The sequence below is a fragment of the Acinetobacter sp. ABJ_C1_1 genome, assembly GCF_044684115.1.
Taxonomy (GTDB): Bacteria; Pseudomonadota; Gammaproteobacteria; order Pseudomonadales; family Moraxellaceae; genus Acinetobacter; species Acinetobacter nosocomialis_A.
In genome coordinates this window covers 132715-151377 of sequence record NZ_JBITPU010000007.1, presented here as the reverse complement: position 1 = coordinate 151377, position 18663 = coordinate 132715, and the positions used below count along the sequence as shown (strand labels likewise).

The 18663-nt window shown below is 37.4% G+C and carries 17 protein-coding genes and 1 riboswitch; of the genes, 10 read left to right on the top strand and 7 right to left on the bottom strand.

The annotated features are described in order from the left end of the window. Positions 1-42: 42 nt before the first annotated feature. The 5 genes from ACG59Z_RS10690 to mutS all read right to left on the bottom strand — a co-directional run bounded on the left by ACG59Z_RS10690 (position 43) and on the right by mutS (position 5667). Positions 43-711 carry an O-methyltransferase gene (locus tag ACG59Z_RS10690; protein WP_002051063.1) on the bottom strand — a complete coding sequence of 223 codons (669 nt, stop codon included), beginning with the start codon at positions 709-711 and terminating at the stop codon, positions 43-45. A gap of 193 nt (positions 712-904) precedes the next feature. Next, positions 905-1627 (bottom strand): D-Ala-D-Ala carboxypeptidase family metallohydrolase, encoded by a 723-nt coding sequence (locus tag ACG59Z_RS10685; RefSeq protein ID WP_263613339.1) that lies wholly within the window; start codon positions 1625-1627, stop codon positions 905-907. A 131-nt stretch (positions 1628-1758) separates the two neighbouring features. Continuing rightward, positions 1759-2082, bottom strand: a complete 324-nt coding sequence (gene fdxA, locus ACG59Z_RS10680) for a ferredoxin FdxA (protein ID WP_002051033.1) — start codon at positions 2080-2082, stop codon at positions 1759-1761. A gap of 344 nt (positions 2083-2426) precedes the next feature. Then, positions 2427-2957, bottom strand: coding sequence for a GNAT family N-acetyltransferase (locus ACG59Z_RS10675; RefSeq protein ID WP_400199271.1), 531 nt, complete (start codon positions 2955-2957; stop codon positions 2427-2429). 64 nt (positions 2958-3021) lie between these two features. Continuing rightward, positions 3022-5667 (bottom strand): DNA mismatch repair protein MutS, encoded by a 2646-nt coding sequence (mutS, locus tag ACG59Z_RS10670; protein ID WP_400199256.1) that lies wholly within the window; start codon positions 5665-5667, stop codon positions 3022-3024. Between the two features lie 427 nt (positions 5668-6094). Here mutS and ACG59Z_RS10665 point away from each other — a divergent pair, with 427 nt between their 5' ends. The 7 genes from ACG59Z_RS10665 (at position 6095) to ACG59Z_RS10635 (ending at position 13550) form a co-directional block, all read left to right on the top strand. Further along, the gene (locus ACG59Z_RS10665) at positions 6095-6697 is read left to right on the top strand and encodes a hypothetical protein (RefSeq protein WP_400199254.1); all 603 of its coding nucleotides are present in this window, start codon (positions 6095-6097) and stop codon (positions 6695-6697) included. A gap of 198 nt (positions 6698-6895) precedes the next feature. Next, on the top strand, positions 6896-7834 hold the full coding sequence (gene dmeF / locus ACG59Z_RS10660; RefSeq protein ID WP_400199252.1) for a CDF family Co(II)/Ni(II) efflux transporter DmeF: 939 nt from the start codon (positions 6896-6898) through the stop codon (positions 7832-7834). Between the two features lie 99 nt (positions 7835-7933). Further along, a riboswitch (yybP-ykoY riboswitch) is annotated at positions 7934-8133 on the top strand. A gap of 10 nt (positions 8134-8143) precedes the next feature. Continuing rightward, positions 8144-9142 (top strand): sodium:calcium antiporter, encoded by a 999-nt coding sequence (locus ACG59Z_RS10655; RefSeq protein WP_263613344.1) that lies wholly within the window; start codon positions 8144-8146, stop codon positions 9140-9142. Positions 9143-9505: 363 nt separating this feature from the next. Further along, a complete protein-coding gene (locus tag ACG59Z_RS10650; RefSeq protein WP_396464206.1) occupies positions 9506-10879 on the top strand; it encodes a putative bifunctional diguanylate cyclase/phosphodiesterase in 1374 nt (457 codons plus the stop codon). A gap of 267 nt (positions 10880-11146) precedes the next feature. Further along, a complete protein-coding gene (locus ACG59Z_RS10645) occupies positions 11147-11602 on the top strand; it encodes a hypothetical protein (RefSeq protein WP_396464207.1) in 456 nt (151 codons plus the stop codon). A 577-nt stretch (positions 11603-12179) separates the two neighbouring features. Further along, positions 12180-13112, top strand: a complete 933-nt coding sequence (locus ACG59Z_RS10640; protein ID WP_396480744.1) for a lauroyl acyltransferase — start codon at positions 12180-12182, stop codon at positions 13110-13112. A gap of 201 nt (positions 13113-13313) precedes the next feature. Beyond that, positions 13314-13550, top strand: coding sequence for a hypothetical protein (locus ACG59Z_RS10635; protein WP_396480746.1), 237 nt, complete (start codon positions 13314-13316; stop codon positions 13548-13550). A gap of 133 nt (positions 13551-13683) precedes the next feature. On the opposite strand, the gene ACG59Z_RS10630 is transcribed toward ACG59Z_RS10635, so the two are convergent. After that, the gene (locus ACG59Z_RS10630) at positions 13684-14151 is read right to left on the bottom strand and encodes an Lrp/AsnC family transcriptional regulator (protein WP_022574763.1); all 468 of its coding nucleotides are present in this window, start codon (positions 14149-14151) and stop codon (positions 13684-13686) included. Between the two features lie 118 nt (positions 14152-14269). Here ACG59Z_RS10630 and ACG59Z_RS10625 point away from each other — a divergent pair, with 118 nt between their 5' ends. From ACG59Z_RS10625 to ACG59Z_RS10615, 3 genes are all read left to right on the top strand, one after another. Beyond that, entirely contained in the window at positions 14270-15130 is an 861-nt protein-coding gene (locus tag ACG59Z_RS10625; RefSeq protein WP_400199247.1) for an EamA family transporter, read from the top strand. A 604-nt stretch (positions 15131-15734) separates the two neighbouring features. Further along, positions 15735-16295, top strand: a complete 561-nt coding sequence (locus ACG59Z_RS10620; RefSeq protein ID WP_400199245.1) for a TetR/AcrR family transcriptional regulator — start codon at positions 15735-15737, stop codon at positions 16293-16295. A 175-nt stretch (positions 16296-16470) separates the two neighbouring features. Continuing rightward, on the top strand, positions 16471-17775 hold the full coding sequence (locus tag ACG59Z_RS10615; RefSeq protein WP_347009693.1) for an MFS transporter: 1305 nt from the start codon (positions 16471-16473) through the stop codon (positions 17773-17775). A 162-nt stretch (positions 17776-17937) separates the two neighbouring features. Here ACG59Z_RS10615 and ACG59Z_RS10610 read toward each other — a convergent pair whose 3' ends face one another. Further along, positions 17938-18663, bottom strand: a complete 726-nt coding sequence (locus tag ACG59Z_RS10610) for an aspartate/glutamate racemase family protein (RefSeq protein WP_400199243.1) — start codon at positions 18661-18663, stop codon at positions 17938-17940.

Below are 18663 nucleotides of genomic sequence, written 5' to 3'. Positions count from 1 at the left end.
TTGATTATAAATAATAAAATAAAAAAGATGATTTTTTGATCATTATTTCACAATTGCAATCGCGAAGCCGTCATGACCTTTTGAGCCAACCGTTTGCAAAGCTGTGCAAGACAGAATTTGCGGGTGGTTTTCTAGAGCTTTAAAGGTTTCACGGATACCTTCAATACTTGGTTTTTTGTTTTCAGGATTCAAAATATCACCAGCACGAATGACATTGTCTAGCACAATAATCGTGCCTGATTTTGAGAACTTAAGGCTGAGTTCTAGATATTCCGGATAGCCCTGTTTATCAGCATCAATGAAAATAAAATCAAAAGGTTCAATTGACTGTGGGTCAATTGCAGAAAGTATATCTGCAGCGCGGCCTGCTTTTAGCTCAACTTTTACAGGAAGGTTGGCATGGTCAATATTTTTTTGAGCCATTTCTGCGTGAGTATCACGGCCTTCAATGGTAAGTAAATAGCCATCTTCAGGGAGTGCGCGTCCTAACCAAATCGTACTGTAAGCAGCAAAGGTTCCAATTTCTAAGACACGCTTGCACTTATTCATCTGAATGAGCATTTGCAAGAACATCCCTTGGTTTGGAGCAACTGCAAGATGATTTGAAAAGCCGTGTTCGTCGGTATTTTTTAATGCAAAGTCGAGTCGAGGATCTTCGGGAATTAAATGTGAGTCGATATATTCGTCAATGTCTGTCCACAACTGCTGCATAGTCAAATTTACCTGTATGTTGATAGGCGTATTTTAAACGTTTATGACTAGAGTGCAAAAATCTTCGGATTAAGAAATTTTGGTTGATTAGGGAATGAACAAATTAGCAGTTAATTTAAGAGTGTTTCTTTATGAGAGCATTTAAAAGAAAGGAATAAAAAATCCCCTTATACTTGATAAAGGGATTTTAATTTTAGAAATTACACATTGAAGTATTGCGGGTTAAGTCAGGTCCCCAAGTACGATAGCCTTGAGTATCAATATGGATTTGTCCTGAACTATATAAACCAATACCTAAGTTTAAACTTTGACCATGTTGGGCCCAGAACTGACACAATTTAAACTTGGTGTTTTCAATAAACGCATAGTCTTGTGGCTGTGGAACTTCTGGTCCAATACGGAAATCGATGGCAGAGTTAAACAAATGTTTAGAAGAACTTGCACCACCAGCACATTGGTTTAAAGGTAAGTCACGATAAACCGAAGTCACTTCAAAGTCGGTTAAAACTTTGGCAGCAATTAAATATTTAAAGACACGTAAGGTTGATAAAGAATTATTCCAAAGTTCGCGGTTTGGTACAGCGTATTCCGAACTGCCACATTTTTGCCAATCACGAGCTGATCTTAATAATTCAAAACTTGGTACGATGCCTGCTACGTCATGACGTGCTAGAAATTTTTCATACTCGCGGACGCGTTCATAATGATCGCCAGCATTTAACCAAGAGCGATAGGAAGCAGGCTCAACTTTAGGCGGAATAGGACGTTCGATAATAACGCGTTCTTGAGGAATAAAGATGCGTTTACCACTTGGAGAGGTTTTGCCTGTTGTTGTGTGTTGGGGAGAGCTGGCACAACCCACCATAATCGCAGGGATTATGCATAGGGGCAGCAGACTCTGCAAAAACTTCCGCATAAGAAAAATCAAAAGCTTAATAAATATTGCGCCTATTTTAATGCAAAACAGTGCACAAATTACGAGGAATTTGCAATGAAATGTTTGAATAGGGTATAAAAAAGATCAGCGGTTGCTGATCTTTTTTGAAATTATTTTTCTAGATACTGTAACTTATCTGGTTTGCCGTTCCATTCTTCACGGTCAGCAGGTTGGTCACCAATTTGAGTAATGTTAGGCCATTTTTGAGAAAGTTCAGCATTTAATTCAATAAATACTTCTTGACCTTCCGGTAACTCATCTTCAGAGAAAATTGCATTTGCAGGGCATTCTGGTTCACACAATGCGCAGTCAATACATTCATCCGGATTAATCACTAGGAAATTCGGACCTTCGTAAAAACAGTCTACAGGACAAACTTCTACGCAATCTTGGTATTTACATTTAATACAATTTTCAGTGACAACAAAGGTCATGGCGACAGCTACCTAAAAAATATGGTTTCATTTCGAATAGCTTATTTTAGGCAAAAAAGGGGTAAACAAACAATTGCTTTTATTGATATTGTTTATTTATACATATGAAGATAAGTTAATACTTTGATATTTAAAACAATGTTGTAGGCTTAAGATCAGCCAAATTGTAAAATTAAAATAATAATATGTTTTTAAAAACAACAACTTGAATAAATTTTTTCTGATGACTTTAAATGTCATTTGGATCAAGGTATCTATTTGATTAGATACCTTAAATACAACGTTCACCTTTGAAATTTGTTTTACGGCACATTGATAGCTAAAAAATTGCTAAATAATGAACCTTAAAGCATACAAAGCAAATGAATGTCCTCTGGTTCTAACTCCCATAATTGCTGATCTGGGTGTTTTAATATTGCCGCGCCATGCTTCATATAAAAGTCGACTGTACGTTTACTTGGCGTAGCTGAAATATAAAGTTGAAGGGCACCTAGTTGCTTGGCCAATTCTTTTGCCGCTTGCATGAGCTTTGCACCAATGCCTTGACCTTGTTGATCGGCATCGACATAAAAATATTGCAGTAATTTTGCATCGGGATAATCAGCAATGTGTTGATTCGATACAACACTAATACCCACGAGCTGTTCAGCCGTATTAAAAGCACCTACAAATGAAGCACCTTGTTCATAGAGTTCTTTTAATTTTGGTGGGTCATTTTCTAAATGATATGCATCCCAATGTTTAACATCATACAAACAATCTGTTAATTCGAGTTGATCTTGTTTTTGTATGTAGAGTTGGGTAATCAGTTCACGTCGACTAATTTGTTGCCAAATTAAATCGATCTCTGTGTATTGTAGTGGCCTTAAGAAAATAGAAATTTTATTCTCCTTCAAGTAAGAGCAAACATGCCCATAGACATGTTTGCTCAATCAATAATTATGATTTAAGCGCAGCTTTTAGCTCATAAAGTTGTTCAAGTGCTTGGCGAGGCGTCAAGTTATCGACTTCAATTTGCTTAAGTAAGTCTAGGGCAGGTGACGATACTTCGATTTCAATCACTTTCTCTATGACTTGAGTATTTGATTTCGCGTCCGAATCTAAAGTTGCAAACAAGTCATCTTGAACACTAGTTTGTAAGTGTTGCTGTTGTTGCTTCTCTAAAATGCGTAAACGTTTTTGAGCTTCTTTAATGACATTGGCAGGAATACCAGCTAATTTCGCAACTTGTAAACCGTGACTTTGACTTGCAGGTCCTTGTTGAACTTTATGCAATAAAATCAGGTTGCCGTTAAGTTCTTGTGCAGTCACATGATAGTTATCAATACCTGCTTCACTACCTAACTCAGTCAATTCGAAATAGTGCGTGGCAAATAGACATAGACATTTTACGCGCTTGGTTAAATCAACCACACAAGCCCACGCTAAAGAAAGTCCATCGTAGGTACTGGTACCACGGCCAACTTCATCCATTAACACCAAAGACTGATTGGTTGCATGGTGCAAGATTTGTGAAGTTTCAGTCATCTCGACCATAAATGTCGATTTACCAGTCGACAAATCATCGGCAGAACCAATACGCGTAAAAATACGGTCAATAGGGCCAAGTTTGGCAGCTCGTGCAGGAACATAACTACCGCAGTAAGCAAGTAAACTAATTAATGCAGTTTGACGCATAAAGGTAGATTTACCGCCCATGTTTGGACCAGTAATAATCGCCATACGGTGCTGCACATCAAGGAACGTATCATTTGGTGTAAATGGTGCTTTACTTAACGCTTCAACTACAGGGTGACGGCCACCTTGAATTTTAATACCTGTTTCTGGGGTAAATTCAGGACGAGCCCAATTGTTTAAACGTGCTTGATGAGCAAAGTTTGCAACTACATCAATGTGTGCAATTGCTGAGCTCATCATTTGTAGGTGAGCAATATTTTCACGAAGGTTTTCAAGTAAAGCTTCAAATAATACTTTTTCACGCGCTAATGCACGAGATTCACTTGATAAAACTTTATCTTCAAAGCTTTTTAGCTCAGGCGTAATGTAACGCTCTGCATTTTTTAATGTTTGACGGCGAATATAGTCGGCAGGGGCTTGCTCAGCTTGAGCACGTGTAAGCTCAATGTAGTAGCCACTCACACGGTTATAGCCGATTTTTAAGGTATTAATGCCCGTGCGTTCACGCTCTTTTATTTCTAAATCAATGAGGAATTGGCCTGCATGATCACGAATTTGGCGCAATTCATCGAGTTCTGCATCATAACCTTCTGCAATTACATTGCCATCACGAAGTAATACAGGCGGATTTTCGACAATGGCTGCCATTAAATGCTGATGTAACGATTTAAAGTCACCCAATTCCTGATCAAGTTGTCCTAGTAATTTAGACTTTTTTGATTGAATAACAGGTGCTAAAGCATTTCTTAAAAATGGAATTTGCGCGCAAGCATGACGAAGCTGAACTAAATCACGTGGTCGAGCACTACCCAGCGCAACACGGCTAAGCACACGTTCAATATCACCAATTTCTTTAAGTACCAAACGAACTGGAGTTTCATGATAGCCTTGAATGAGTTGTTCAATCGCATCTAAACGGGCATCGAGTAATGCTGTATCACGAACAGGCTGCATGAGTGTGCGGCTGAGTAAACGGCCACCCATTGCAGTTTGGCAGTCATTCACCAGTTGGAATAATGATGTTCCGTGTTCAAACAACGGTTCAATAATTTCTAAATTACGGCGCGTGATTGGGTCGAGCGCAATAAAGTCTGTGCTTTGTTCCAAAAGAATAGAACGAATATGCGGTAACGCTGTTTTCTGGGTTTCTTTGGCATAGTGAATAAGTGCCGCAGCAGCAGCTTTAGCTAAAGGTAATGGATCGAGTCCGAAACCAGAAAGCGTTGATACAGAGAACTGGTCACATAAGGTTTTTTGTGCATTATTTAAATTGAAGTCTACATTTGGGCGCTTAGTTACAGGGCAATCTAAATGCTTTTTAATTTGTTCGATAATGTTCGGATCAACCAGATCTTCATCAATCAAAATTTCACTTGGCATGAGGCGTGCCAGTTCAATTGGAAGTTGTTCAGGTTTGTAGTCTTGTTGTTGAACTTTAAAAATACCCGCGCTTAAGTCGAGTAAAGCAAAACCGATTTGATTTTGATGAATACATAGCGCAACAAGGTTGGATGACTGATAGCTTGTGAGTAGTGCGTCGTCAGTTAATGTACCAGGTGTAAGAATACGAACAACTTTACGCTCAACAGGACCTTTACCAGTGACTTCACCGACTTGTTCGCAAATGGCTACAGTACGGCCTGCTTTTACCAAACGTGCTAAATAACCTTCGGCTGAATGGTAAGGAACACCAGCCATTGGAATTGGATTACCGTTTGCTTTACCGCGATGGGTTAGGGTAATTCCTAAAAGTTTGGCTGCTAAATGAGCGTCTTCAAAGAAAAGTTCATAAAAGTCGCCCATACGATAAAACAGCAACGCATGTTGATAATCTTTTTTGACCTTGAGATATTGCTGCATCATTGGAGTGTGGTTAGAGAGATCGGCCATGATTTCAGCGCTATTCATGCGTAATAAACCCTTAAAAAATCAATAATATTTTACGTTTGGTCATCTAGCCAATTCTACCAACTTCTGTGTGAATTGGACTTAATCTAAGAAAAAAGTATACCTTTTCGTGTACTTTTTTTATGTCAAAATTGAGTCAACAGTGTGAGAGCCTAACTTAATTTCTCACGGTTGCCATCTTAACAAATTGAGACTGATTGGCAAAAAGGATTCCTAAAATGAGCGAGGAAATAAACAGCAAAAGAAAGCGATCTTTGGGGGAAGATACTGTTTTGCGATTGTTTGTGAATAGACAGGTTTAAAGTGATCTGGCATTTCTTGTCACACTTATTTTAAATAAGTTTTTTGACATTTGGAGGAACTAAAGAATTAAATAAAACTTTGTTTGAATGACATTGGTATTCTAAAAATCTAAAAGAGATCACTTATGAAAATTAAATCCTTACTAATAGCTTTATTAACTTTACCTTTAGCTAGTTGTTTCATGGCACAGAAATCTGCCTTGATTAAAACTAACATCGTATATGATGAAAAGTCACAGTCGCGAATTCGCTTATATGGGCCTTATGGAGATAAATTAATCAAACACTATAATAATAGAACATGCCAAGAATGGAGAAGTACTGCAGGTGCAGCAATCCATCATCGTGTTAATAATGGTTTACCTCGAAAAATTAAAAATATAAGTGTGGGAATACCAGCAACAGAACGAAGTCTAGCTGCTTTAAATGATACAGGGGTAATGTTTCGGGACTCATTTAAAGAGTATGTGATTGAAGCGAATAAACCTCTAGTATTAGATGCTTCTAGCAGTATTGTGATGGATTCATATAGTAAGTCATGTCGAATAGCAGTCTCTTTTATACCAAAGGCAGGTAAAAATTATGAAGCTGCATATGTGGAACAAGGGAATACTTGTACTGTTCGTGTTTATGAAATAACAAATCAAATAACTGAGAAAAAGTTATCTTCTATTCAGGAAGTTAGTCAGGTAGAGAATTGCTCTATGCCTGGTGACAGATCTATTTAAAGTATCAACTACATTTTAAATTGCTTATCTCATAATACTAATAGGACTCCTACCTCATTAGGCAGGAGTCTGAAATTTTGGTACATGAGCCTTGAAGGTCAAATACTTATTAAAATTTTCCTTGCCTCAATAGAGAGACAATATATTTCCTTCCAAAAAATATATACTATGGGGGAGTATCATCAAAAGACCATAAATATGGAAATTAACAGTAATTTAGAACGCTACCACTCTCATCAGTTCGATGAAGGAAACCCGCTGGCTCAAAAGAAAATTTTGATTGCAACGATTTTAACTGCCGTGATGATGGTCCTTGAAATTGTGGGTGGCTGGGTCTTTAACTCCATGGCTCTTTTAGCTGATGGCTGGCACATGAGTTCACACATGGTTGCTCTAGGGTTGGCTTATGTGGCTTATAAAATGGCTCGTCGTTATGCCTACGACAAACGCTTTAGTTTCGGAACTTGGAAAATCGAAATTTTGGGTGGGTATAGCAGTGCAATATTATTAATGGTCGTTGCACTTTTAATGGGGTTTCAATCTATCGAACGGTTACTCCATCCTGTTGATATTCATTATAATGAAGCGATTTCTATTGCTGTTGTAGGTTTGGCAGTCAACTTAATCTGTGCGTGGTTATTACATGATAATCATGAACATCACCACCACCATCATGACCATGAGCATAGTCACCACCATCATCATGATCACCATCACGATTTAAATCATAAAGCTGCGTTTCTACATGTGGTTGCCGATGCCGTAACGTCTGTATTAGCCATAGCCGCACTTATAGCGGGTAAATATTTTGGGTGGAATTTTTTAGATGCTTTATTAGGTATTGTAGGGGCGATACTTGTTGCACAGTGGTCGTGGGGACTTTTGCGTGACACAGGAAAAACTTTATTAGATGCTGAAATGTCACATCCAGTTGTAGCTGAAATACAAGAAGTGATTGAGCAATTATCCCAAGTAAAAATTACAGATTTACATGTATGGAAAGTCGGTAAAGGAAAATTTTCATGCATTTTGGCTTTAGAAACAAACAGAACAGATTTAACACCCGATTCAGTTAAAAAAGCTTTGTCTATCCATGAAGAAATTGTACATGCCAGTGTAGAAATACATTTTATTTAGTCAATGAAGCGAGCTTTAAAAGATTCTATTGATTTTTAGAGTTCATGAGCATTTTGTCTGACCATCTCTGTAGAGTTAGGATGAAATCACTGGTAAAATCCTCAGCATTGTCATTGGGGAGTAGCCATTCCTAGTACCCGCTAGGAAGACCACGTCAACAAACTTGAGATCAGTATCTCATGGCGTGTTCAGCCACTGTATATACAGTAAGAGCTAGGCGAGACCTTTGGCCGCAACGTACTTTGCTAGTCGGGCGAGGAGCGTTGTCGCGCCAATGGTTTCTTATTTCGCCCGGCTGGAACTATTCCTATGCTCCTCACGTTCATCTTATTCTTTTTGTCCGCAGCGGCAATTTACCTAGCCTGTGAATATTTCGTCAATGGAATTGAATGGTTTGGTAAACGTCTTAATCTTGGTGCAACCGCAGTAGGTTCAGTACTCGCAGCTTTTGGTACAGCGCTACCTGAAAGTGCGGTGACCTTTATGGCCGTTGTGTTTGGTAATACCCCAGAACAAAAAGACCTTGGTGTTGGAGCTGCAATGGGTGGTCCATTGGTGCTAGCAACCTTGGGTTACGCCGTTGTAGGTCTGGTATTAATTCTTCATCGTAAAAAGTTAGCTCGAACTTCGCATAAAGTACAAGTTGATTATGGTCGCTTAAGCCGAGATCAAGTCTCTTTCCTTGCCATCTTTGTTTTAAAAGTAGCACTTGGTTTAGTCGCGTTTGCCATTAAGCCTTGGTTAGGTATTCTATTTTTAGCGGCTTATGCAGCTTATGTTTGGCGTGAGATTAAGGAAGCAGATACTTCTGCCGATGAAGAGGAACTCGAACCTCTCAAGTTCCGTCCAAACGCAGCCGAACCATCACTGGGGTGGGCTGGCCTACAGGTATTGGTCGCTTTAGTTGTCATTAGTATTGCGTCGCACACTTTTGTAGCTCAGCTTGAAGCAATTGGTACAGCGCTAAGTTGGCCACCACATTTGGTTGCTTTATTACTGAGTCCAGTTGCAACCGAATTACCTGAAATTATGAATGCGCTGATTTGGGTACGCCAAGGTAAAGAGCGTTTGGCTTTAGCGAACATTTCTGGTGCCATGATGATTCAGGCCACCATCCCAAGTGCTTTGGGTATATTTTTCACACCATGGCGCTTTGATACGTTGCTACTAGCATCTGGCATTATTACTGCACTGGCGATTGTGTTTTTGTGGAATTTATTCCGCCGCGGTGCGGTCGATGATCGATCATTAGTTGCAGTAAGTGCGTTATATGGTGTTTTCGCAGTTTTGGTTGTGATTTATCTCTAATATACATTCATGCGTTGCAAGGTGACCGACGCGTTTCAGCTATTTTCATGACTATTGAACGGCTAATCTTATACACTCACGGGTGTATAAGATTACGATACATAAAATTCTTTAGAATTCGCCTAATTTTTCACTAGTTAGGGGCTGTACCTTAGTCGCAGACGCATGTATCGTTAAGTCATGATACTTTAAAATTAAAAAGTGTTCGAAACGCAGTATCGTTCAGTTAAACCACTGAACTGTAGCAACACTGTTGAAGAACACCAAATCTCAAAATGAATAGTACAAATAAGAAAGGAATAAAATATTACGTTTTATTGGTAAATATTGAGATGGAGTATCAATGACCAAGCTGGGGGTCTATTGAAGAAATATTTTACGGTTGATTTATTTATGATAGCTTCGTCTTACTTTAAAAAACGCAAGAAAAATTACCGTAACGTAAAAGACCAGCAGCTTACAATTGCAGCCAAAGCAAATATCTTTATTTGTATTATTTTTTGTTTGTTTTGGACCATTTATTTCGCATTTGCACACATGTGGCTGATTGTTTGTATGGATATTGGTTTCACACTAGTTTCCATGTTTAGCCTTTTTCTCATTTATAAAAACCGCATTTCGGCGGGCATACTTTTATCACAAGCGGTTCTACTGATTTTCCCAGTCGTTTTTTGCCTGTTTTTCGATATTGCTACACCTCATCGGCCTCAAGTAGCGCATTTATTTTTACCTGCCGGCGCAATACTGGGGTATTTAAATTACCGCCGTGATCCAAGTTTTCTACAAATCATTTTAATTTTATTGTCGATTGGGTGTTTTATATTTTTTAGTGGTACCTCGTTTACGCTTAATAGCGCAGTACCTTTGTCGGATGATATCCGTAATCATGGTGGGTGGATTGCAACTTGTGTGGCTACTCTCATGATTTGTATATCAATTTATACCATGCAATTAGAGATACAAATAGAAAATAGCATGGTGCATGACCTACGTTTAGCCCTCACCAAAGAACAATTTGAGCTTTTTTATCAACCGCAAATCAATTCCTCTGAACAATTAATTGGCGCAGAAGCCTTGTTACGATGGCATCACCCAACTTTAGGATATATTCCTACGCAAGATTTTATTCCAGCAGCAGAAAGTTTTGGATTAATGCCAGAGATAGGCGAGTGGGTGTTGGTTCAAGCCTGCAAAGTTTTACAAGACTGGAGCAAAAAAGAGGAAACTAAAGATCTTACGCTTTCCGTCAATATTAGTGCTGACCATTTCATGCAACCACTTTTTGAGCAAACTATAATTGCTATGGTTGAAAAATATGGCATTACTCCATCTCGACTCATTTTAGAAATTACTGAAAATATTGCCTTAAATAACTGTGCAAGTATGATTGAAAAAATGAATTTCTTGTCTAGACATGGTATTCAGCTTTCACTTGATGACTTTGGTACAGGTTATTCATCTTTAAGCTATTTACAGAAAATGCCCATTAGCCAAATCAAAATTGATCGTAGCTTTGTAGAGGCAGCTTTGGATGATAAACGCAGTAATAAACTGGTCACGGGTATTATTAAAATTGGTCTAGATTTAAACCTTCGCGTGCTGGTAGAAGGAATAGAAACGGCTGAACAATTTAGTGCTTTTAAAAGTAATGGCTGTACCGAGTTTCAAGGCTTTTTATGGGGCTGTCCGATGCCTTTAAATGACTTTATCAAACAATTGCCGCATTTTAATAAATAAGCAAAATAGCTTTTGATAGGAAATATAGTTGATGAAAGAGATTTGATTTTATTTGTTGGAAATATAACGTAATGAAGTTTGATATAGCGCTCTTTCTCTCTTGAAATTAAATAAAACTTAAAAATAGCTGTTTAATAGTCTTAAATTAACACAATATAAACAATACTTACTCAATGTTACTTAAACTTACAAGTTAAAATATAACTTGAATCATACTTACTTTGAGAGACCACCTAATACCGCTTCAAAGATAAGGAAAAACCCTTAATGCCACAATACTTAGCTATTGCAGAAAGTGTGTATAGGAAAGTTAAAGAAGTTGAGCTTTTTTCAGATGACACTATTGAAAATCTTAATAATTTAATGATTTTTATACGTAAAGAGATATCTGGGAGCATATTCAAATTAAAGTATAACTACATTGATTTTGAAGAAGCTTTAACAAAACCATTAAGTGAATGCAAAGTAAAAATAGATGTTAGCCTTATTCCACACCATAGTATGGAAGACGAATATATTTTATGGCTAGCTGGATTTATTGAAAAAATTACAGAAGGAGGCCCTAAACCTCCACCACCTATTAAGAAATATATTCCTGAATTTATTAGCCTAAAATCAGAACTAGATTTTTTAAGCATTCCAAAGGAAAAAGTTTTAAATGAAGGTGGGGAAATTACCGAATATTTTAATTCGGAAGCATTTACCAAAACTTTGAAAAAGTAATTGTTGAATGCACTCATCAATAAAAGCCGCCTTATAGCGGTTTTTTATTAAGTTAAAGAATAATAAGTGACCTTTAGCTTTTAATGATTTCTAGTGAACAAAATCTTTAGAAATTTTCTTTATTTGTTCTATAGTGATGAAATCTTATACTTTTTGAGTAGAACGTTGTTATGGTAAGAGAATATAAGTATTACCAAGTAGGATCTACTCACTACAACCTTGAACAAGTTGTTAAATTTACAACCAGTGCCGATTTGAGATCTGTTCGAGTGCGGTTTACAGATGGCTCAGAAGTAGAGTTTACTTTTGAAAGTGAAGATGAGTATTCAGAGTTTCTGCAAGTGATGAGAGGGTTAGCATTTTAATTTTTGTATATAATTTATTTAATCATTAAAGTAGTTAAATTTTTATAAGTAATTGTTATTTAAAATATAATAAGGAAATAAATATAAGAGGTAATGTTCAGGAAATATAAATCTTCTTAAGAAAATAAGTCTAATATTAAGACACACTTTGCAAACGCGTGTAGATTCGGTGTGTGTTAGCATAATTTCCTATACCTCTAGATATTTACAGTATGACGAAATCTGAACCGCAGTATCAATCTGGGCAGTTTCAATTTTCCTTTCTATCATTAAAGTATTGGGGTATCTGGTTCACAGCTTTTACTCTTATGTTTCTTGCGTACTTGCCTTGGGCAATCCAGTGGCGTTTAGCAAAACTTTTCTCAAAAATTGCTTGGACACTATTAGCTTCAAGAAGAAAAACAACTTTAAGAAATTTAGAAGCTTGTTTCCCTGAAAAAACACCTGAGCAAATTGAAACCAAAGCCAAGTCAGTTTTTACAGATACGATGATTGGTATATTTGAAGCTTTAAATGCTTGGTATTGTCCTGCATGGTTTAAAAAAAGAGTTCATATAAAAGGTTTAGAGCATCTGGAACAGAATCGGGATAGGGGTGTTTTGTTGTTGGGAACACACAGTACTTTATTAGATGCTGGAGGTGCTGCTTGTACCTTATTTTTCGATATGGATGTGGTGTATAGACCTCAAAATAATCCTTTTATGGATTTTCTCATTCATCGTAGTCGCGCTCGGGTTTATAAAAACCAAATTGCGAAAGACAACATGCGTAGCTTAATTGCGAAACTGAAAAATGGTCATGCAATCTGGTATAGCCCTGATCAGGACTTTGGTTTAAAGCAAGGTGTTATGGCATCATTCTTTGGAATACAAGCCGCAACAGTAACGGCCCACCGAAGACTCATGGATATTTCAAATGCTGTCGCAATCCCATTATATTTTTATAGAAGTGGAGATATTCAAGACCCTCAATACAATGTACTGATTGAGCCTAAACTTGAAAATTTTCCAAGTGAATGTGAAGTGAATGATGCTGAACGCGTCAATAAAATTATTGAAAACCAAATTCGAATCGCGCCAACACAGTACATGTGGTTTCACAGACGGTTTAAAACTCGTCCTGTCGGTGAGGCAAAGTTCTACTGATTGAGTTGAACATACTTTTAGTGATTTAAGTTTTAAATTTTTATTATTTTCAATGATCTATTTTATGTTGCTTAAACGGCGTATGAAGTAGATCAGCTTTGCTCAGCAAGCCTTAAACTCCCGTACAGATTATCACTTGTTTCTAGCGATGCATTTATGTATTACTTTAAATTCCAGTACTACAATAAAAAGGAATTTATTATGAAGTACATTAAGTCTATTTTCGCAGCTTTACTGATTGCTCTTTCTGCTCCAGCCTTTGCAAAAGGCCATGGTTACCACGGCTCACATCATGGTTATGGTCATGCTTATCACGGCAGCCATCATGGTAAAGCATATGCTTATCATGGCACTCATCATGGTAAGGGGTACTATCATAACAAAGCACATGGCGATCATGGGTCTGATATGCATAGCCACGGGCGTGGTCATATGTAATTCAACGCACTACAAAAATCCCGCAATATGCTGCGGGATTTTTTATGACATCGTCTTAGTAGTTAGTCTCTTTATTTGTTTAGGTGGGTAAAACCCTAACTACTGTAAGGCCTTAAAGCTTAAATTGAAAAGTTTAAATATTTAACTCAAAGTTTACTTTTACGCGATCTAAAACAATAAGTGTTCTATAGGTTTTGACGTCTTCGTTATCAGCGAAATGTTTTCTAACCAAACTTTCAAAATGAGATAAGTTGTTGCTCAGCATGATAATGATAAAAGAGACTCCGCCATTCACAAAATAACACTGCTGAATTTCTTCAACAGAAGCAAAGTACAGTTTTGCTCTGTCCATAACGACAGAACGGTCTTCGCTCAGTCGGACTTCAATAATAGAAGTAATTTTTTCACCAAATTTAAGCGGATTTAAAATAGCGCAATTTCTTAAAATAATTTCCTTTTCTTCCATACGTGATATGCGCCGTTGAACAGACGCAGCGGATAGTCCAATTTTTTCGGAAATTTCTCGATGAGAAGTTTTATTGTCTTTTTGCAGTATTCTTAAGATTGCGTAGTCAAAATTATCTAAAGAAATTTCTGACATGAGTAAATCTCTCATTAAGCTTTAAATATAGAGTTATTTAATCGTTTTATTGAGGGAAATAGAAGAAATATATTGATTATATAGAACTAAAATTTCAATCATTCCCAGAGTGGTAAATATGATGATTGAGACAAACTCCAGACAAGGCATAGCATTTGCAGCCGCATTTTTATCTTTAGTTTCTGTGCAAATAGGCGCATCAATAGGAAAAGTCCTTTTCCCAATTCTTAGTGCAGAAGGCGTTACCTTAACTCGACTTGCTTTATCAGCATGTTTCTTATGGATTGTGTTTAAACCCTGGAGAGACTGGAATAAACAGACCAATTGGAAAAATCTCATTATTTATGGATTAATCCTCACCTTAATGAATACTTTAATTTATAAAGCATTTTCTTATATGTCTGTTGGCATTGCTATTTCCATTGAGGTGTTGGGACCACTTACAGTTGCTATTTTAATGTCTAAAAATAAATTAGATTATTTTTGGGGTGGATTATCTATTATTGGTTTGCTTTTTTTACCTATGGGCAATTCAAACCATAATTTTAGTTTTATTGGTATGACGTATGCGCTTGTGGCTGCCGTGGGTTGGGGGCTGTATATTATTTATGGCTCTAAAGTTGCACAAGGTGGTGGCAGCTCGGTTGCAACAGGAATGTTTCTAGCGGCTTTGTTTGCAACGCCTTTAGGTGCAACTCACTTTATCCATATTTTTGATAGTTATAAGATTCTTCTTACCTGTTTACTCATGTCGATGCTCGCGAGTGCTATTCCATTTATATTAGATATGGTTGCTATGAAAAAATTGCATCCGCGAGTTTTTGGAATATTAGTGAGCGCATCACCAGCGGTAAGTGCTTTAGCCGGATGGTTGATTTTAGATGAACGATTAAATCATTTTCAGATCATTGGGATAACAATCATTATGGCATCGTGTGCCGGATGTTCTTATTTTTCTTATAAACGTAAAAGTGTATAAGCTCAAATATTCATTTTAATTTTCAACCCCAAATTAACAATAAATTTTAATTATTTATCCTTACTTTTTAATGATCTATTTTAAAACAAATGTCATTTTGTGTGCTTGACTGCAATAGGGTTGAGCACTATCCTTTGCCTGCTGGCCACATTGCCAGCCGGCTTTGACAGGCTGAATCAAACGAGCATTAAAGGTTTTATACTTTTAGTGTTTAGCCACTCTCGCCCCCTCTGCGGTGGAACGGGAGGGGGACACCTACGGGTGTGCTGGCTCGTTTGACCAGTCTGTCAACCCTCTTCCGTTCTGCCACCATAATTTTAATGTCTGGCGGAACTCCCAATAAAAAGGAGTTGGCTTTGCACATCCATTATTTCTTGGCTCTCAATGCCAAAAGCTATAACGACACAGCTTAAAAATTAAAGCAGCTTGAACGCCCTAAGGTTTTCAGGCTTAAAATCATTTTTACTTAAAACTTAGCAACAACAAAACTTGAGATGTGCCAAGCACAGTCTTTACGGCTTTGCTGTGCCTTTTTTTTCTCCCAAAACAGGCACAGGCTTTTTATCTCATTTAGACACAACAAGAATTTTATAACGGTAAAACTATGCCAACTTTAGAACTATCTTCCAAGAAATTACAGGTTATTCAAACCGCAATCCAACTCTTTACTACTCGTGGCTTTCACACCTCAGGCGTAGACCTGATTGCTAAAGAAGCCAACATCACCAAATCCACGTTTTATAAATACTTTGGCTCGAAAGAGCGCTTAGTCGAAATGTGTATCGCCTTTCAAAAAAGTCTACTGAGAGAAGAAGTACTCACCATCATTTACTCAAGCCGTTACTACACTTCAAAAGATAAACTCAAAGAAATTATTGTTTTACATACCAATTTAAACAGCCTGTACAACCTTCTACTTAAAGCTATTTTTGAAATAAAACTACTTCATCCGCAGGCTTACCGTATGGCGGTTGAATATCGAAAGTGGCTGCGCCATGAAATTTTTGACCTGATTTTTAGCGGAGAAATTAATGAGCCAAAATTCGATGCCAACATGGTGGTAAACCTGATTGATGGTTTGCTGCTACAGGTTTTAAGCTCGAACAGCATTGAGCATAGGGATGTAGCCGTAGAGTGCTTTTTTAAGTCGACTTGTTTGAAGTAAAGGGGATTATTTAAATAATAGGATATATGGTTTGCTTGGGGTTTTGTGAGATGAGCAGACCATAGACGCCGTGCAAGGAGGTGTGCTATTTTGTTTTACGCTAATCGTAAATAGATTACGTATATCATAATTAAAATGGAATTAATTTAAAGCGCCTCATGGAGAAAGGAATACCATGAAAGAAGTTGCATTGAGTGATTTGATCAATCAGCAGAAAGTTGGACCTTATCAAAAATTTATTCTGGTTACCTGTTTACTGCTCATGATTATGGATGGTTATGACATCCAGTCCATGGCTTATGCAGCTCCAATGATTATAGAAGACTGGGGCGTTCAAAAAACCATGCTAGGCGTTGTGTTTAGCGCAAGCTTATTTGGTTTATTTGTCGGATCATTTTTATTAAGTTCACTTTCCGATCGTTTTGGTCGCCGTCCGATATTACTTATCTCGACCTTTATGTTCTCGGTACTAATGCTGTTAACACCCCATGTAGGCAATATTGAACAACTGACCGCAATCCGCTTTGTTACAGGAATTTTTTTAGGCGGTATCATGCCAAATGTGATGGCTTATAGCTCCGAAATTGTTCCATACAAATCTCGTATTTTTACCATGATGGTCATTTCTTGTGGCTATACGGTAGGGGCAATGTTAGGAGGCGGTATATCTGCCTTATTAGTTCCTTGGGGTGGATGGCAGTCGATTTTTTATTTTGGTGGAATTATTCCTCTAATCATTTTCTTTATTACATTCTTTAAACTGCCAGAGTCTTTATATTTTTTGAGTGAAAATAGCAAAAACACTCCTAAAATTTTGTTTTGGTTAAAGAAGTTTTATCCCGCATTAACGTTTAATTCAGAAATAAAAATTATCAATAACACTGAAGTTCAAGTTAAAAAGTCTCCGCTTGAGTTGTTTAAAAATAAGCGTGCGTTTTTTACCTGTTCCATCTGGATCATTAGTATTTTAAATATGATCAGCCTTTATTTCCTGTCGAACTGGCTACCGACTTTGGCCAAAGAGTCAGGACTTTCATTAAATCAGGCATTAATGATCGGCTCGACTCTACAATTAGGCGGTACGATTGGTAGTGTGGTAATGGGTCTTAAAATTGATAAGACTGGATTTTATAAAGTATTAATTCCTGTGTTTTTAGTCGCAGTGATAAGTGTTGCTTTAATTGGCTATGCGGTTAGCCATATCGTTTTATTGTTTATTATCATTTTTATTGCTGGCTTTGCCATTGTGGGTGGGCAACCTGCCATTAATGCTCTGTCGGCCAGTTATTACCCAGTTTCACTTCGTACTACTGGTGTGGGCTGGAGTATCGGTATTGCGCGCTTGGGTTCGGTCATTGGGCCGTTATTTGGTGGGTATCTCTCTCAATTTTTGGTTATTACCCATCTATTTGTGATTGCTGCCATACCTTCGCTATTCGTTATTATTATGCTGATTATTCAGGCTAAGTACCGATCATAACACTGTCTACATACATAATTTACGTAGTGCACATATAGACCGTAATTATGATCGGTGAGTAGCTAAAGAGAGTTAGTCAAAAGCTACTTTATGAATTATTTAACTCGATACCATGTTTGGTTACGGCCAATTATTCGGCTTTGAAAGTGGAAGAACATCAATTTAGAGTTGTGTATTTCGATAAAACCAATTTACACAAGCATCTGCCAAAATTTGTGTAGTATCAAAGCTCACATCTAAAATTGGAGACTGGATTGTATGTAATCCAATTGGAATTTCTGTACAGGCTAAAATAATCGAACTAGCACCTTTATCTATGAGTCTTTGACTTAACTCTTGAAAAACCACACCCGCTTTTGCTGATTCATTACGTTTTACAGCATAAACAGCGGGCATAAACTCCTGTTCAATTTCTTCATCTGAATTAATGACAAAAGGAATATCATGCTTGCTTAACTCAAGTTGATACAGCTGAGTAGAAAGAGCACCCTTGGTTGCCAATATTCCGACTTTATCACCAGATTGATAATTCTTTAAAATCTGTTGCACCGTAATTTCAACCATATTTAAGATTTCAATATGGGTGTGTTGCTGTAAGTCAGAATGCCAGAAGTGTGCGGTATTACATGGAATGGCGATTTTAGAGACACCGCTACGCTCTAAAATTTTTAGTCCATGTAACATGGCATTTAAAGGACTTTCACCTAGGTTTTTAAGTGCAAGTTGTCGGTCAGGAATACCGCCGTGATTCCAAGCGATTGTTGGAATATGTTCCTGATCTTTAGTAGCAGGGCTTGCATCGAGCAGACGCTGTTGAAAATCAACAGCAGCGCCCGGTCCCATACCACCCAAAATTCCAAGGGTGGGGAGTTCTGAAAATTCTGTCAT

Bases quoted from the DNA above. Each gene is read 5' to 3' on its own strand.
- ACG59Z_RS10665 (WP_400199254.1), top strand. From the start codon at position 6,095: ATGAAAATTAAATCCTTACTAATAGCTTTATTAACTTTACCTTTAGCT.
- ACG59Z_RS10610 (WP_400199243.1), bottom strand. From the start codon at position 18,663: ATGACAGAATTTTCAGAACTCCCCACCCTTGGAATTTTGGGTGGTATG.
- ACG59Z_RS10685 (WP_263613339.1), bottom strand. From the start codon at position 1,627: ATGCGGAAGTTTTTGCAGAGTCTGCTGCCCCTATGCATAATCCCTGCG.
- fdxA (WP_002051033.1), bottom strand. From the start codon at position 2,082: ATGACCTTTGTTGTCACTGAAAATTGTATTAAATGTAAATACCAAGAT.
- dmeF (WP_400199252.1), top strand. From the start codon at position 6,896: ATGGAAATTAACAGTAATTTAGAACGCTACCACTCTCATCAGTTCGAT.
- ACG59Z_RS10640 (WP_396480744.1), top strand. From the start codon at position 12,180: ATGACGAAATCTGAACCGCAGTATCAATCTGGGCAGTTTCAATTTTCC.
- ACG59Z_RS10625 (WP_400199247.1), top strand. From the start codon at position 14,270: ATGATGATTGAGACAAACTCCAGACAAGGCATAGCATTTGCAGCCGCA.
- ACG59Z_RS10645 (WP_396464207.1), top strand. From the start codon at position 11,147: ATGCCACAATACTTAGCTATTGCAGAAAGTGTGTATAGGAAAGTTAAA.
- ACG59Z_RS10690 (WP_002051063.1), bottom strand. From the start codon at position 711: ATGCAGCAGTTGTGGACAGACATTGACGAATATATCGACTCACATTTA.
- ACG59Z_RS10615 (WP_347009693.1), top strand. From the start codon at position 16,471: ATGAAAGAAGTTGCATTGAGTGATTTGATCAATCAGCAGAAAGTTGGA.
- ACG59Z_RS10635 (WP_396480746.1), top strand. From the start codon at position 13,314: ATGAAGTACATTAAGTCTATTTTCGCAGCTTTACTGATTGCTCTTTCT.
- ACG59Z_RS10630 (WP_022574763.1), bottom strand. From the start codon at position 14,151: ATGTCAGAAATTTCTTTAGATAATTTTGACTACGCAATCTTAAGAATA.
- ACG59Z_RS10620 (WP_400199245.1), top strand. From the start codon at position 15,735: ATGCCAACTTTAGAACTATCTTCCAAGAAATTACAGGTTATTCAAACC.
- mutS (WP_400199256.1), bottom strand. From the start codon at position 5,667: ATGAATAGCGCTGAAATCATGGCCGATCTCTCTAACCACACTCCAATG.
- ACG59Z_RS10655 (WP_263613344.1), top strand. From the start codon at position 8,144: ATGCTCCTCACGTTCATCTTATTCTTTTTGTCCGCAGCGGCAATTTAC.